Genomic DNA, 15,718 nt, shown 5'->3' with positions numbered 1-15,718 from the left:
CTAGCTCAATAGCAGACTATCATCAGCCAGTTCTTCGCCACGTACTTTAGAGAACATTTCCAACAAGTCTGGAACGCCCATGTTAGCGCGTTGCTCACCCGACACATCAAGGACGATTTCCCCTTGATGCAGCATCACCGTTCTATCACCACACGCCAACGCATCTTTCATTGAGTGCGTCACCATCATGACCGTCAAATTAAACTCACTGATGACCTTCTTAGTAAGATCGATAATAAAGGCCGCCATACGAGGATCCAGCGCGGCAGTATGCTCATCAAGAAGTAGCAGCTTACTGTCCGATAACGTCGCCATCACAAGGCTAACCGCTTGACGCTGGCCTCCTGACAACAAGCCGATATTATCACCAAGACGATCTTCTAAACCTAACCCTAAAATACTGATGCGCTCTTGAAACAACTTACGACGTTTCGAAGATAGGGACATACTCCAGCCGCGCTTTTTACCGCGCATATACGCCAATGCCATATTCTCTTCAATAGTCAAATCAGCACAAGTCCCCGCTAAAGGATCTTGAAACACCCGTGCACATTGATTCGCCCGTTGATCCACCGTTTGTCGAGTTACGTCCATTTCATCAATCAATACTCGGCCACCTACCATGGGTGTTTCGCCTGTCACAGCGCCGAGTAACGTCGATTTACCCGCCCCGTTGGAACCGATCACAGTCAAAAACTGATGTTCAGGTACTTCTAAATTTACACTTCTTAACGCTCGGTTTTCCAAGATGGTCCCTGGGTTAAAAGTGACTTGAATATCTTCTAATCGAATCATGCTACTTTCCCCGTGTTGCCTGAATTTGAAACCACTTTATTCCCAACAGGCTTACTGACCTTTTTTGCTTTCAGGTTTCCTTTGATCTTCGGCGCTATCAGCGCAGCCGCAACTAATACCGCGGTGACCAAGTTAAGATCCGATGCTTGCAACCCGAACATGCCACTGCTTAAGGCGAACGCCACTGCGAGTCGATACAGCACTGAACCGACGATTACAGCAACAACCGCTACCCAAATTTTACGACCCGGAATAAGAGTTTGACCTAGAATCACGGCTGCCAATCCAACAACAATAGTACCGACACCCGATGTCACATCAGCAAAGCTATTGGTTTGGGCAAATAACGCCCCGGCAAAACCCACAAAGCCATTTGATAGAGCAAGACAAAAATACGTATAAAATGCCGTGCTTGCCCCCTGCGCTTTCACCATTCTAGCGTTGACGCCAGTCGCTCGCAGCCCTAAGCCAAAATCACTATTGAGTAAGCGAACAACAAACCACGCTGAAATAAGTACCAACACACCAACCACGAGCGGTCGAATGTACATCGAGTTACCCATCATCTCGAATGGGGTCAAAATGGTTTCTTCACCCAACAGCGCGATATTCGGACGGCCCATAATGCGGATATTGATAGAGAAAGCCGCTATCATCGTTAAGATAGACGCCAGTAAGTGCAAAATACCACAGCGAACAGCCAGGAATGCCGTCACCCAACCTGTTGCTGCACCTGCAAGTACCGCCATGCCTGTAGCGATCCAAGGGTTAACACCCGATACAATAGCGGTTGCTGCAACGGCCGCCCCCATAGGGAAACTGCCATCAACACTTAAATCAGGGAAATCAAGTACTCGGAATGTGAGGTAGACGCCTAAAGCGACGAGACCATAAATCAGACCAATTTCTAGAGCACCAAAGAATGCGAAAGCAGACATAACAACTCCTTTTCTGCTTATTAAAAGGGCCAAGCATAAATGCTTGGCCCAGGTAGGAATAAAACTATTTAACGCTTGTTGCGCGATCCATTACGGTTTTAGGAATAGTAAGACCTAGTTTTTTCGCAGCTGTCGCATTGATCACCAAATCAGAACCTTTTGCGACCTTAACGTCTAACTCACCCGGCGCTTTACCATCCAGAATTTGCGCTACGTAATCAGCAGTTTGAACACCAATTTGGTAATAATCAAAGCCTAGGCTGGCAACGGCACCACGCTCAACATAAGAGGTTGCCGCACCAAATACAGGGGTCTTCGCTTGGTTTGCCGATACAATCATCCCTTCAATAGCACTCGCAACCGTGTTGTCAATAAGGGCATAGATAATGTCAGACTTTGATACGATCGCTTGAGTTGCCGTTTGTACGTCTGCACTCTTCAGCGCCGTCGCCTCAACTAACTCAATGCCATGTTTTTTGGTGCTTTCTTTTAATAATGTCATCAAGCTAACCGCATTCGCTTCGCCTGGGTTGTACACCACACCAATGGTTTTGACGTCGGGCATAATCTCTTTAATGAGCTCTACGTGTTGATCAACGGGCGATAAATCAGAAAGCCCCGTTACATTCTTACCGGGCTGCTCAAGCTGCTTTACCAACTTTGCGCCAACCGGATCCGTTACTGCAGTAAAGACGACTGGAATATCACGAGTTGCAGATACTAACGCTTGCGCTGTTGGCGTCGCGATCCCTACAAGTACATCTGGACGCTCACCCACAAACTGACGGGCAATTTGTACTGCTATCGCAGGGTTACCTTGTGCCGTTTTATAATCAAACTCTAAGTTTTTACCTTCTTCGTAGCCGTTTGCTTTTAAGCCATCGACCAGTCCTTGTCTGGTTGCATCTAGCGCTGGATGCTCAACAATCTGAGAAACTGCGACTTTCGCTGTTTTAGCCATAATGCTTGCTGAGGACAACAGCGCAACACTCGTTAAGAGCGCTGTAGTAATTAATTTGCTTGCTTTCATCTTGACTCCTTGATTCAGCAACGTTTTTCTGTGTTTGCTGTGACAACCCCTTAATCAAAAGGGTGTAATAATTATTTTACATTCTATTTTTAATGCAATTTAATCATCGCATTTAACTAGTATTACTACCAGCTCACTTACCAAATTGAAAGAACTTATTAACAATCAGCCTCGCAAATGTGCTGTAAAAACAAATTGTGAAGAAATAATCATCTCAGCATGTACAGTAATGCGTACAGCAAACACTGCTTCTTTATCCGTATAACGCGACCGATGACATTTTTACACGCCCAGGTCATTAGTTACCCTGCGCGACTTGATAGACCATACGAGTGACTAATCAGCAATCATGGCTATATTTGAAACAATGGATTTAGAAAAGGTAAGAGTATGAACTTAACTAAGGAGAAGACATGAAAGCCAACATACTGATCATTATTGGCTTATTCGCCACAGCAGTAAGTACCGCCTCCAGTAAAGAATTTGAAAGTAGTCAATACAAAAAAGTCGTCCAGCTCTCTGGGGTACCTTGGGGCATCGAAAGCATTTCTGCCGATCAACTATTAATCACACTGCGTGATGGTCGTATAGTGACGCTGAATACAGATACTGGCAAAGTTAAACCCGTGAGTGGACTGCCAACGGTATATAGCGGCGGCCAAGGCGGCTTAATGGATGTTGCTAAGAATCCACAAAAAAACAATGAGTTCTTTTTTACTTACGCTAAACCTAATGCGCAAGGCGATGGCGGGTCCCCTACTCTTGCCAAAGCTACCCTCGTTCAACATTCACTCACCAATTGGCAAGATATATTCACCAGTAATGTCGTGGTAACCACTGGTAGGCATTTCGGTAGTCGGTTAGCCATTCAAGATAACTTTATATTCATGACTATCGGTGATGCTGGCGTACGAAAAAACGGACAAGATACGACAACTCACGCAGGTTCGATTATTCGCCTCAACCTAGACGGTAGCATCCCAAATAGCAATCCCTTTACGGCTAATGACCAATTTCAACCCGAGATATACAGCTATGGACATCGTAATCCACAGGGCATTGCCTATCACCCTAGAACTCAGCAACTTTGGGCTATTGAGCACGGTCCTCGCGGTGGCGACGAGCTCAACCTAATAGAAAAAGGACAAAACTACGGCTGGCCAATCACCTCGCACGGCAAAGAGTACTGGGGGCCGATCAGCGTTGGGGAAGCAACGGAAAAAGAAGGGATATCAAGCCCTAAAAAAGTGTATATCCCTTCTATAGCACCAGGCTCTTTGTACATTTATCCAAGCCAAACTTTCCCTCGTCTTGAAGGCAAGTTATTGATTGGTGCATTAAAGCTTACTCACATTAACCTGTTAGATGTCAACCAAGCTGGTCAAGTGCTAGAAGAGCGTCGCTACTATGAAACTTTAAATGAAAGGATCCGAGACATCACTTCAGATACCCAAGGCGCTTTATGGTTCACCACCGACTCTGGGGGCATCTATACGATCACTCGTTCTAATAATGTGAAGTAGCGGCCTACGTAGACTGAGGGGACCGTGCTAGTCATTATTCAAGCAACATCTTGATTGGCGCAGCAAACAAAAACAGCTTGCTACATTAGCAAGCTGTTGGAATGGTGAAGGGCAATTAAATTCATTTAGCGTTTGAGTATTTACGCGTTGGGTTAACTCGTAGCGTTGGATTAGTTCTTAGCGTCCGTAGGCTCTGAGCCTAAAACCAGCGATCAAACGAACTGCGATCGAGTTGCCTAAACGCTTTATTCAATATAATCGCCAACTCTTTATAACGAGGCTTCGCTTTGACTGGCTCGAGTGCGTACCCGGTCTCAGTTACTTTTTGATGTAACTCTCTATACCACGAGGCAAGAGCAGGGGGAAGCTTGGTGTGTGAACGATTTCCTAACCACCACATACCTTGTAAAGGCAAGCTAATCGCGAACAAGGCGATAACTATAGTTTGAGGCATCGCTTGAGCGTTATTAAAGACCATTTGAGTCAGCACGCTGATTGCCGCAACCGCAGGCATCACTTTTACAGCAAACTTTGTCGCCTTAATAATGCGCTGCTCTGGAAACAGAGGGGTTAACTCTTTTCTCATTGGCCAAGTATCCATGTACTTCTGACCATTTTTTAAACTCTGAGTTAAGCTTAGTCTCTCACTCATCGGCAACCTCACTAAAAAAAAGTTTAACCATTCAAATAAAAACGCAAAATATTGACGAAAGTTAATATTCTTTCAAATTTATTTTGTTATCATTACGCAATATCGTTATTCTTTGCGCTACCTCAATCTCATTGTTGACTTTATTTTGGAATAAGGCAACTACGAGATGAACGTCGCAAGGACGCAAAAGTGATTTTCTGAGAAAATCGCTTATGATTATACGGCAATTGTAGAATTTTTGATCAAGGCTGAATCGTAACAATTTGTACCTTCTCAGCCTTGAGAATTTATACCCTTGATCTTGGATCAGACAAATTACAGGTAACCTTTAATGTCTAAGCTAGTTTTAGTTCTAAACTGCGGCAGTTCTTCTCTTAAGTTCGCTATCGTTGACGCAACCACTGGTGACGAGCACCTAACAGGTCTTGCTGAGTGTCTTCACCTTCCTGAAGCACGTATCAAGTGGAAACTTGATGGCAAGCACGAAGCACAACTAGGCAACGGTGCAGCTCACGAAGAAGCACTAGCGTTCATGGTAGATACTATTCTTGCTTCTAAGCCTGAGCTTAAAGCGAACCTTGGCGCGATCGGTCACCGTATCGTTCACGGCGGCGAACAGTTCACTAAATCTGCACTGATCACTGATGACGTTCTTAAAGGTATCGAAGACTCTGCAACATTTGCACCTCTTCATAACCCTGCTCACATCATCGGTATTGAAGCTGCGAAGCACAGCTTCCCTGAACTGAAAAACGTAGCGGTATTTGACACAGCATTCCACCAAACAATGCCTGAAGAAGCTTACCTATACGCACTTCCGTACAACCTATACAAAGAGCACGGTATCCGTCGTTACGGCATGCACGGTACTTCTCACCTGTTTATCGCTCGTGAAGCAGCAGAGCTACTTGGCAAGCCAACCAACGAACTAAACATCATCAACTGCCACCTTGGTAACGGCGCATCTGTATGTGCTATCAAAAATGGTGAGTCTGTAGATACTTCAATGGGTCTTACTCCACTTGAAGGTCTTGTGATGGGTACTCGTTGTGGTGACATCGATCCTGCAATCATCTTCCACCTACACGACGCACTAGGCTACTCTGTTGAGCAAATCAACAACATGCTAACTAAAGAGTCTGGTCTACAAGGTCTAACAGAAGTGACTTCTGACTGTCGTTTTGTTGAAGACAACTACGGTGAGAAAGCAGAAGCAACACGTGCAATGGACGTGTTCTGTCACCGTCTTGCAAAATACGTTGCAGGCTACACAGCGACACTAGAAGGTCGCCTAGACGCTATCGTATTTACTGGTGGCATCGGTGAAAACTCTGCACCAATCCGTGAAATGGTTCTTAACCGTCTAGGCGTATTTGGTATCGAAGTAGATGGCGACGCTAACCTGAAAGCGCGTTTCGGTGGTGAAGGTACTATCACTACTGCAAGCAGCCGCATCCCAGCTATGGTTATCTCTACTAATGAAGAGCTAGTTATTGCTGAAGATACTGCGCGCCTAGCAGGTCTTTAATTTTCAAACTGGCTAACCAATAGGTTAGCCAGTTTTCTATTGAACTCAGTCATTTCGCTGCCCATTCAACGTGCATTAATACGCTGAGCTTCATCCCCCCTTCATATAGTTTGAGGTGCTCAAAGAATGTCCCGTACTATTATGCTTATCCCTACTAGCGCAGGCGTCGGCCTAACAAGCGTTAGCATGGGTCTCCTTCGCGCGATGGAGCGTAAAGGTGTTAAAGTTTCTTTTTACAAACCTATCGCTCAACCTCGTAGCGGTGGCGATCAACCAGACCTAACAACGACTATCGTAGCAGCCAATAGCGACATGCAAATTGGTACGCCGCTGCAAATGTCTGTCGCCGAGAGCCTAATCGGTAACGACAACATGGACGAGTTACTAGAAACGGTTGTTGAACGTTATAACCAAATCAACAAAGATGCGGACGTAACGCTAATTGAAGGTCTAGTACCAACTCGTAAGCACCCATTTGCTAACCAAGTGAACGCAGAAATCGCGGCAACACTTGGCGCTGAAATCGTGATGGTTGCAACACCAAGCACTGACAACCCAGTACAGCTTAAAGAGCGTATTGAAGTTGCCTGTTCTAACTTTGGTGGCACTAAAAACAAAAACATCTCAGGCGTTATCATCAACAAGCTTAACGCACCAGTAGATGAAGCAGGTCGTACTCGCCCTGACCTATCTGAAATCTTTGATGATGCAGATACCGCGAAGCAAAACGAATTGAAAGTGATGGAAATCTTCAACACTAGTCCAATTCGTGTACTAGGTTGCGTGCCTTGGAGCATTGACCTTATCGCGACTCGTGCTATCGACATGGCTCAGCACTTAAATGCTGAGATCATCAATGCAGGTGACATTGCAACGCGTCGCGTTAAGAGCATTACGTTCTGTGCACGCTCACTACCAAACATGATTGAGCACTTCAAACCAGGTTCACTACTTGTGACTTCAGCAGACCGTCCAGACGTTATCGTTGCCGCTGCCCTAGCTGCAATGAACGGTGTTGAAATCGGCGCTATTCTACTGACTGGCGGCTATGATGTTCCGGCTGAGATCAGCGACCTAATCAAGCCTGCGCTTGACACAGGCCTACCGATCTTTAAAGCACAAGGTAACACGTGGCAGACTTCTCTAAACCTTCAAAGCTTTAGCATTGAAGTACCAGCAGATGATAAAGAGCGTATCGAATTCATTAACGATCACGTTGCCGGCCATGTAGACGGTAACTGGATTGAATCAATGACTGAAGGTACTCAAAAGTCTCGTCGTTTGAGCCCACCAGCATTCCGTTACCAACTTACAGAGTTTGCTCGTAAAGCGGGTAAGCGCATCGTACTTCCTGAAGGTGATGAGCCACGTACCGTTAAAGCTGCTGCTATCTGTGCTGAGCGCGGCATTGCTGAATGTGTGCTTCTTGGTAACCCTGAAGAGATTCGCCGCGTTGCTGCGCAACAAGGTGTAGAATTAGGTGCTGGCGTACAGATCATCGATGCTGATGCGGTACGTGACAACTACGTTGCTCGTCTTGTTGAGCTTCGTGGTGCGAAAGGCATGACAGAAGTTGTGGCTCGCGAAAAACTTCAAGATTCTGTTTTCCTAGGCACAATGATGCTAGAAAACGACGAAGTTGACGGCCTTGTTTCTGGTGCGGTACACACGACAGCAAACACTATCGTGCCTCCGTTCCAAATCATCAAAACCGCGCCTGATGCGTCTATCGTATCCTCTATCTTCTTCATGCTTTTGCCTGATCAAGTATTGGTTTACGGTGACTGTGCAATCAACCCAGATCCAACAGCGGAGCAGCTTGCAGAGATTGCAATCCAATCTGCAGACTCTGCAACTGCATTTGGTATCGAACCGCGCGTTGCAATGATCTCATACTCTACTGGTGAATCTGGTAAAGGCGCAGATGTTGATAAAGTACGTGAAGCGACGAAACTTGCTCAAGCAAAACGTCCTGACCTTATCATTGACGGCCCGCTACAGTACGACGCTGCTATCATGGAAAATGTTGCCGCTTCTAAAGCGCCTAACTCTCCAGTTGCAGGTAAAGCGACAGTATTCGTATTCCCTGACCTAAATACAGGTAACACGACTTACAAAGCGGTACAACGTTCAGCTGATCTTGTTTCAATTGGTCCAATGCTTCAAGGCATGCGTAAACCAGTTAATGACTTGTCACGTGGCGCGCTAGTAGACGATATTGTTTACACCATCGCACTAACAGCAATTCAATCAAGCCAAGAGCAAGGTTAATCTTTGTTTAACGCCTGAATGACGAAAGCCTCCATATGGAGGCTTTTTTGTTTCTAGATTTTGTGGTTAAACCCCATCGACCCGCGCGCCCTAACCTAACAGTTTAGTGAATCACGATCGTGTGGCGTATCAAGATCTAAGTCTGGTCCCAACGGCACTACTTGCGTCGGATTAATCCCCACATGACTAAAGTAATAGTGACGTTTAATATGATAAAAGTCCGTCGTCTCTTTGATACCCTTGACCTGATACAGCTCTTTTAAGTAACCGTGAATATTTTTGTAGTCTGCAATACGCTTTTTATTACACTTAAAATGGCCAACATATACCGCATCAAAGCGCACTAAGGTGGTGAACAAACGCCAATCTGCTTCTGTTATTTGTTCTCCTGCTAAATAACGCTGCGTCGCGAGGTGTTGGTCCACTTTGTCCAATGCCGTAAACAGCGCATGGTAAGCCTCTTCGTATGCTTCTTGTGTTGTCGCAAAGCCACAACGATAAACGCCATTATTAATCGCGGGATACACAAACTCATTCCACTCATCAATCTGCTTTTGTAAATTCAACGGATAATAATCCTTGTCATCACCCGTGAGTTCATTGAACTCAGTGTTGAACATACGAATAATTTCAGATGACTCATTGCTAACAATGGTTTGCGTCTTTTTATCCCAAAGCACTGGTACTGTCACCCTACCGGTATAATTTGATTTCGCTTGAGTGTACATTTGGTGAAGAAAATTGTGTCCAAAGAGGGGCTCTGGAAGCCCAAAAGACCAACCTTTATCTAACATATCAGGGCAAACAATTGTGACGTCAATGTGGGACTCTAACCCTTTAAGAGCTCGAAAGATTAACGTGCGGTGCGCCCAAGGGCACGCTAGAGACACATAAAGATGGTAGCGACCTGATTCTGGTTGAAAGTCTGCCTCGGGACTGTTTTTGACCCAATGGCGGAAGCCTGCATCTTCACGAACGAATTTACCACCGCTTGTTTTCGTGTCATACCAAACATCATGCCATACACCATCAACGAGTTTGCCCATAATATGCTTTCTCCTTACGTTACGTTGAAGACAGTATAGAAAACAACAACAGCAAGGTTCAGTGGGATAAATGAAAGAAGATGTTCAGATAAGTTGAAGAAACAAAAAAAGCGCGACTCAATTTGATGTCGCGCTTAGGCCTGTCACAGGCTGAAAAGCTACTTAGCTTGTATCATCATTTGCACTTTTGTGCGGTATTTCTCTATACCGAGAACAGTATAACCACGCTAAACAGAAACGTTCAAACACGATACCGCATGCACATCCGTTCCTTGAAGCCCCGGTTTTTGTTGTGCACATTGCTCTGTCGCTTGTGGGCAACGAGTTCTAAACACGCAACCAGAAGGCGGATTGATTGGCGACGGCAAGTCCCCTTCAAGCATCTGGATCGTCTTGTTACGTTCAAGCTTAGGATCTGGAATCGGTACTGCTGACATCAGTGCTTTGGTATATGGGTGTTTAGGGTCAGCAAACAAAGCATCTGCCTCTCCTAGTTCAACAGCATTACCCAGATACATCACAAGAACACGATCAGAGATATGTTTCACCACTGATAAATCATGCGCAATGAACACCAAACTTAAGCCTAGCTCGGTTTGTAGCTCTTTAAGCAAGTTCACCACTTGTGCTTGAATAGACACATCTAACGCTGACACTGGCTCGTCACAGATGATCATTTTCGGTTTCAGAATAAGTGCTCGCGCAATACCAATACGTTGACACTGACCACCCGAAAATTCATGTGGATAACGGTTGATGACGTTAGGCAATAGCCCTACTTTCGTCATCATCTCCTTCACCTGATCTTTCACTTCTTGCTTAGATAGCTCAGGGTAAAAGGTCTGCAATGGCTCTGCGATGATATCACCGACGGTCATTCTAGGGTTCAGCGATGCCAACGGGTCTTGGAATATCATCTGAATTTCTTTACGAGTCTCACGACGCTGGACCGCTTGCATTTTCGTGAGGTCTTGCCCTAACCACATGACTTCACCATCGGTGGCTTCGACCAATCCAATGATGGCACGTGCAAACGTCGACTTGCCACAACCAGACTCGCCTACAACACCTAATGTTTCACCTTCAAACAGATGAACATCTACGCCATCGACGGCTTTAAGATTTGCCGGCTTTGACCAAGGCCACGCCGACTTTGAAGCGATGCTAAAGTGCACTTTAAGGTTTTTAACATCAAGAATTAACTGTTTATTATCTGTCATAGCGTTCATCGTGCCCACGTCTCCCAATCAGAAAAACACGCGCGTTGGCGGTCTTGGCCAAAGCTCGTTAGTATCGGTGCTTCTTTACGGCAACGATCGGTGACTCGGTGGCATCGTTCTTGGTAAGGACACCCGGTTGGCAAGCGTAGCAAGTTTGGTGGGTTGCCTGGAATTGTTGGTAGTACGTCACCTTCGGTATCTAAACGAGGAATGGCCTTGAGCAGACCTTCCGCGTATGGGTGAGTCGGCTGATAGAAAATCTCATCAACCGTACCGTACTCCATAGTACGTCCAGCGTACATAACCAACACTTTATCGCACGATCCTGCCACGACACCAAGATCGTGGGTGATCATAATAATGGCTGTGTTGAATTCACTTTTTAGCTCGTTCAATAGATCCATAATCTGTGCTTGTACCGTCACGTCTAGCGCAGTAGTCGGTTCATCGGCAATTAACAGCTTTGGACGGCATAGTAGTGCCATTGCTATCATCACACGCTGACGCATACCGCCAGAGAACTCATGGGGGTACATAGTAATACGCTTACGGGCTTCTGGAATTTTAACCGCTTCAAGCATGCGAACAGATTCTTCAAACGCTTCTGACTTACCCATGCCTTTGTGAAGCATCAATACTTCCATGAGTTGGTCGCTCACCTTCATATAAGGGTTTAACGACGTCATTGGGTCTTGGAAAATCATCGCAATCTGTTCCGCACGAACCTTGTTCAGTGCTTTTTCTGGCAAGTTAAGGATTTCATTACCTTCAAACTTCGCGCTACCAGAAATAATACCGTTTTTTGCTAGTAGTCCCATAATCGCAAATACCGTTTGCGATTTACCAGACCCGGACTCTCCTACAATACCTAAGGTTTCACCCTGGTTAAGAGAGAAATTCAAATCGTTTACTGCAGTCACAATCCCATCTTGGGTGGTAAATTCGACTCGCAGATCTTTGACATCTAATAAGCTCATAATGTTTCCTTTCTCTAATTCTTATCGGTCTTTTGGATCAAGCGCGTCACGAAGACCATCGCCTACATAGTTAAAACAGAACAGAGTGACAACCATAAAGATGGCAGGGTAAATCAATTGCCAGATTGCCACTTCCATAGTTTGAGAGCCTTCTTGAAGAAGTGCGCCCCAACTTGTCATGGGTTCTTGTACACCTAAGCCAAGGAAAGAAAGGAAAGATTCCGTCAAAATCATGCTTGGTATAAGTAGTGTTGAGTAAACCGCAACAATACCAAGTACATTCGGAACGATGTGTTTTGTAATAATTTTCCAGTTACTTACACCGGAAACGTGTGCTGCTTCAATAAACTCTTTGCTGCGTAAGCTCAACGTTTGACCACGAACAATTCGCGCCATGTCCAGCCAGGCTATCGCACCAATCGCGACAAAGATTAAAACAATATTACGGCCAAAGAAGGTCACTAGTACAATCACTAGGAACATAAAAGGTACCGCGTATAAGATCTCTAGAATACGCATCATAACGCGGTCAACACGTCCGCCAATAAAGCCAGATGTCGCACCATATAGGGTACCGATAAGCACGGCTACAAATGCACCTAACACCCCTACCATCAATGAAATACGCCCACCAATTAAGGTACGTACATAAAGATCACGGCCTAAGCTGTCGGTACCAAACCAGTGCTCGGCACTTGGTGCGGCATGCATTGCATACCAATCGGTATCATCAAAGGCGTATTGAGCAAACATCGGCAAAAAAATCACGGCCAACGTCATCAGTGTAAGGATAAACAGGCTCACCATTGCCGCTTTGTTGCGCATAAAACGAATACGGGCGTCTTGCCACAAACTGCGGCCTTCAATTTCTAAATTCTCGGAAAAATTTTCAATCGCTTCCAAGTTTTCTTTTTTCGTTAACATCATTCCCGCACTCCCTTAGTAACGAATTTTCGGGTCAATCATCGCTAGCAAAATATCAACGACAGCGTTGAAAAGAATGAAGAGGAAACCAATCAAAATGGTCACGCCCATCACTAACGAGTAATCGCGGTTAAATGCTGCATTAACAAAGAGTTTGCCAATACCCGGTAAGCCGAAGATGGTTTCGACTACGACAGAGCCTGTAATGATACCTACGAACGCAGGCCCCATATACGATACAACCGGTAACAGCGCAGGTTTTAAGGCATGCTTAAGAACAATGTAACGGTAACTCAAACCTTTGGCACGGGCGGTACGAATAAAGTTACTGTTCAGCGTTTCAATCATGCTGCCACGAGTAATACGAGCAAAAGTAGCGACATAAAGTAACGACATGGCGATAACAGGTAATACGATGTACTGCATTCCTCCATCATGCCAACCACCCGCTGGGAACAAATTCCAGTGAAGTGAGAATAGGTAAATTAAGGCTGGTGCCAACACAAAGGATGGCATCACCACCCCGAGCATGGCGGTCGACATTATGGTGTAATCGAGCCAAGTGTTATGCTTCAAGGCGGCGATAGTACCGACACTTACCCCCATAATCACGGTAAAGACAAAGGCAATAAGCCCCACTTTCGCTGATACTGGCAGTGCCACTGCAATCAGTTCATTTACGGTATAGTCTTGATATTTAAAAGAAGGGCCGAAGTCGCCTTGCAGAATATTCGTTAAGTACGTGGTGTACTGTTCGAACACTGGCTTATCAAGGCCATACTTCGCTTCAATGTTCGCCATTACTTCCGGCGGAAGTGGACGCTCACTTGAAAAAGGGTTACCTGGCGCAAAGCGCATCAGGAAAAAAGAGACGGTAATTAATACCAACAAGGTTGGTATTGCTTCAAATATCCGTTTCATAATGAATTTAAGCATAAACTCATCCATCCAGTCTGTGACAATTTAAAATAGAAGAGACCCTGCGTGTGCTTTCGCACACACAGTGTCTTATATCGTTATATTTTTTATAGGGTGTTATTTTGCTTTGATGTAGAGATCTTTAGAGTAGATCTTATCTTCTGCGTTACCTTCAGGGTAACCACCAAGCTCAGGTGAAACGAGACGAGTTGTCACGTACTGATAGATTGGTGCAATAGGCATGTCTTTCGCTAGTAGCTTTTCAGCTTCGATATAAAGCTTCGTGCGCTCATCTTCTGAAGTTGAGTTAAGTGCTTTCTCAATCACAGCGTCGTAGTCTTTGCTCTTATAGTGCTGACCCGCTGTTGTATTTGCACTTACCATTAGCGTTAAGAATGAAGACGCTTCGTTGTAGTCACCACACCAGCCAGCACGCGCAACATCAAAGTTACCTGTGTCTTTGCTGTCTAGGTAAGATTTCCACTCTTGGTTTTCAAGTTTAGCGTTAATACCTAGCTCTTTCTTCCACATTGAAGCAATCGCTACAGCAATCTTCTTATGGTTTTCAGAGGTGTTGTACAGCAGGTCGAATTCTAAAGGGTTGCTCTTAGAATAACCGGCTTCTTCTAGAAGGCGTTTTGCTTCTGCAACACGTTCTTTTTGCGTCAACTGACCGTAAGCTGGAGTGACCGGATCAAATCCGGCTGTGATTTCAGGCGTTAAGAAGTAAGCCGGTTTTTGACCTTGACCTAAAATAGCCTTAGAAATGATGTCACGGTCCATCGCATAAGACATTGCTTTACGAACACGAACGTCATTAAACGGTGCTTTTTGTGCATTGAACTGGTAGTAGTATGTACATAGATTACCTTTGATGTTGACATCTTCAGGGTGCTCTTTTTGTAGGCGCTGGAAGTGTTCATTTGGTACTTCGTAGGTGAAATCTAGTTCACCAGACAAGAAACGGTTCATTTCCGCTACTTGGTTTTCAATAGGTAAGAAAGTCACTTTGTTTAGTGCTGTGTTGCCATCGTCCCAGTATTTGGTATTGCGTACCAGCTCTAGACGCTCATTCACTACCCATTTATTCGGTACAAATGCGCCGTTACCCACGAAGTTTTCTGGTTTCGTCCATTGGTCACCAAATTTTTCGACAGTTGCTTGATGTACTGGCTTCACTGTGGTGTGGCCCATCATCATTACAAAATATGGAACAGCAGTATCAAGCGTTACTTCCAATGTATGCGCGTCTAATGCTTTAACGCCTAGCTCACTCTTATCTTTTTTACCAGCAACGATGTCTTTTGCGTTCGCCATCTTGGTGTATTCCATGTACCAAGCGTATGGTGAAGCCGTTTTAGGATCAACAGCGCGTTGGAAACTGAAGACAAAGTCATTCGCTGTTACAGGATCGCCGTTTGACCATTTCGCGTCATCACGAAGATGGAATACAAACGTTTTATTGTCAGCGGTTTCCCAAGACTTAGCAACACCTGGAATAGATTTACCGTTTGCATCTTGATTTACTAGGCCTTCCAAAAGGTCTCGAATCACGTGAGACTCTGGAACACCTTGGGATTTATGCGGATCGAGTGTAGCAACTTCAGTACCATTACCACGTACAAGTTCTTGAACTTCAGCTAACTTCGTTTCTGTGACTTGTGGTTCAACTTTAGGTGCGACTACTTGTTTTTCTTCAGGTTTATCACCGCATCCGACCAGTGCTATCGAGAGGCCAGCACCGACAAACAACGTACGAGTAATTTTATTCTTATACATGCATCTAACTCCAAGTAATTTTTATTGCATCCATGACGTCTTTATACGGGGCTAGAACGGACAGCATTTTAGATTAATTTAGCTCAAAGTTTGAGCACAAAAACCTAAACCCATACA

The 15,718-nt window shown here is 45.1% G+C and carries 13 protein-coding genes; 3 read left to right on the top strand and 10 right to left on the bottom strand.

Annotation, left to right across the window (positions count from 1 at the left end; all coding sequences use genetic code 11):
* The 3 genes from L4D05_RS03295 to L4D05_RS03285 all read right to left on the bottom strand — a co-directional run bounded on the left by L4D05_RS03295 (window position 1) and on the right by L4D05_RS03285 (window position 2,763).
* Window positions 1-795 carry an ABC transporter ATP-binding protein gene (locus L4D05_RS03295; protein WP_265675294.1) on the bottom strand — a complete coding sequence of 265 codons (795 nt, stop codon included), beginning with the start codon at window positions 793-795 and terminating at the stop codon, window positions 1-3.
* Window positions 792-1,733, bottom strand: a complete 942-nt coding sequence (locus L4D05_RS03290; RefSeq protein ID WP_428793011.1) for an ABC transporter permease — start codon at window positions 1,731-1,733, stop codon at window positions 792-794. The genes L4D05_RS03295 and L4D05_RS03290 overlap by 4 nt, the downstream gene beginning before the upstream one ends.
* Before the next feature lie 64 nt (window positions 1,734-1,797).
* Window positions 1,798-2,763: an ABC transporter substrate-binding protein gene (locus tag L4D05_RS03285; RefSeq protein WP_428752332.1), complete on the bottom strand. Its 966-nt coding sequence runs from the start codon at window positions 2,761-2,763 to the stop codon at window positions 1,798-1,800.
* 413 nt (window positions 2,764-3,176) lie between these two features.
* On the opposite strand from L4D05_RS03285, the gene L4D05_RS03280 reads away from it, so the two are divergent.
* Window positions 3,177-4,286 (top strand): PQQ-dependent sugar dehydrogenase, encoded by a 1,110-nt coding sequence (locus L4D05_RS03280; protein ID WP_428793010.1) that lies wholly within the window; start codon window positions 3,177-3,179, stop codon window positions 4,284-4,286.
* A 199-nt stretch (window positions 4,287-4,485) separates the two neighbouring features.
* Here L4D05_RS03280 and yfbV read toward each other — a convergent pair whose 3' ends face one another.
* Complete coding sequence (gene yfbV / locus L4D05_RS03275) at window positions 4,486-4,938, bottom strand: terminus macrodomain insulation protein YfbV (protein WP_265675298.1); 453 nt, start codon at window positions 4,936-4,938, stop codon at window positions 4,486-4,488.
* A 331-nt stretch (window positions 4,939-5,269) separates the two neighbouring features.
* Here yfbV and L4D05_RS03270 point away from each other — a divergent pair, with 331 nt between their 5' ends.
* Together L4D05_RS03270 and pta are read left to right on the top strand one after the other, a co-directional pair.
* Window positions 5,270-6,466 carry an acetate kinase gene (locus L4D05_RS03270; RefSeq protein ID WP_265675299.1) on the top strand — a complete coding sequence of 399 codons (1,197 nt, stop codon included), beginning with the start codon at window positions 5,270-5,272 and terminating at the stop codon, window positions 6,464-6,466.
* A 126-nt stretch (window positions 6,467-6,592) separates the two neighbouring features.
* Window positions 6,593-8,737 carry a phosphate acetyltransferase gene (gene pta, locus L4D05_RS03265; RefSeq protein WP_428793009.1) on the top strand — a complete coding sequence of 715 codons (2,145 nt, stop codon included), beginning with the start codon at window positions 6,593-6,595 and terminating at the stop codon, window positions 8,735-8,737.
* Between the two features lie 95 nt (window positions 8,738-8,832).
* Here pta and L4D05_RS03260 read toward each other — a convergent pair whose 3' ends face one another.
* The 6 genes from L4D05_RS03260 to L4D05_RS03235 all read right to left on the bottom strand — a co-directional run bounded on the left by L4D05_RS03260 (window position 8,833) and on the right by L4D05_RS03235 (window position 15,601).
* Window positions 8,833-9,783 carry a glutathione S-transferase family protein gene (locus L4D05_RS03260; RefSeq protein WP_428793008.1) on the bottom strand — a complete coding sequence of 317 codons (951 nt, stop codon included), beginning with the start codon at window positions 9,781-9,783 and terminating at the stop codon, window positions 8,833-8,835.
* Between the two features lie 227 nt (window positions 9,784-10,010).
* Window positions 10,011-11,003, bottom strand: coding sequence for a murein tripeptide/oligopeptide ABC transporter ATP binding protein OppF (gene oppF / locus L4D05_RS03255; protein WP_279348269.1), 993 nt, complete (start codon window positions 11,001-11,003; stop codon window positions 10,011-10,013).
* Between the two features lie 5 nt (window positions 11,004-11,008).
* A complete protein-coding gene (locus L4D05_RS03250) occupies window positions 11,009-11,980 on the bottom strand; it encodes an ABC transporter ATP-binding protein (RefSeq protein ID WP_428752336.1) in 972 nt (323 codons plus the stop codon).
* Between the two features lie 21 nt (window positions 11,981-12,001).
* Window positions 12,002-12,904, bottom strand: a complete 903-nt coding sequence (gene oppC, locus L4D05_RS03245; protein ID WP_265675317.1) for an oligopeptide ABC transporter permease OppC — start codon at window positions 12,902-12,904, stop codon at window positions 12,002-12,004.
* 15 nt (window positions 12,905-12,919) lie between these two features.
* Window positions 12,920-13,840: an oligopeptide ABC transporter permease OppB gene (gene oppB / locus L4D05_RS03240; RefSeq protein ID WP_265675304.1), complete on the bottom strand. Its 921-nt coding sequence runs from the start codon at window positions 13,838-13,840 to the stop codon at window positions 12,920-12,922.
* Window positions 13,841-13,939: 99 nt separating this feature from the next.
* Window positions 13,940-15,601 (bottom strand): ABC transporter substrate-binding protein, encoded by a 1,662-nt coding sequence (locus L4D05_RS03235; protein ID WP_428793007.1) that lies wholly within the window; start codon window positions 15,599-15,601, stop codon window positions 13,940-13,942.
* Window positions 15,602-15,718 lie beyond the last annotated feature (117 nt).

Source organism: Vibrio nomapromontoriensis, assembly GCF_050337205.1.
GTDB lineage: Bacteria > Pseudomonadota > Gammaproteobacteria > Enterobacterales > Vibrionaceae > Vibrio > Vibrio nomapromontoriensis.
The sequence above is the reverse complement of the archived record's forward strand: the minus strand, read 5'-3'. Positions and strand labels throughout refer to the sequence as shown.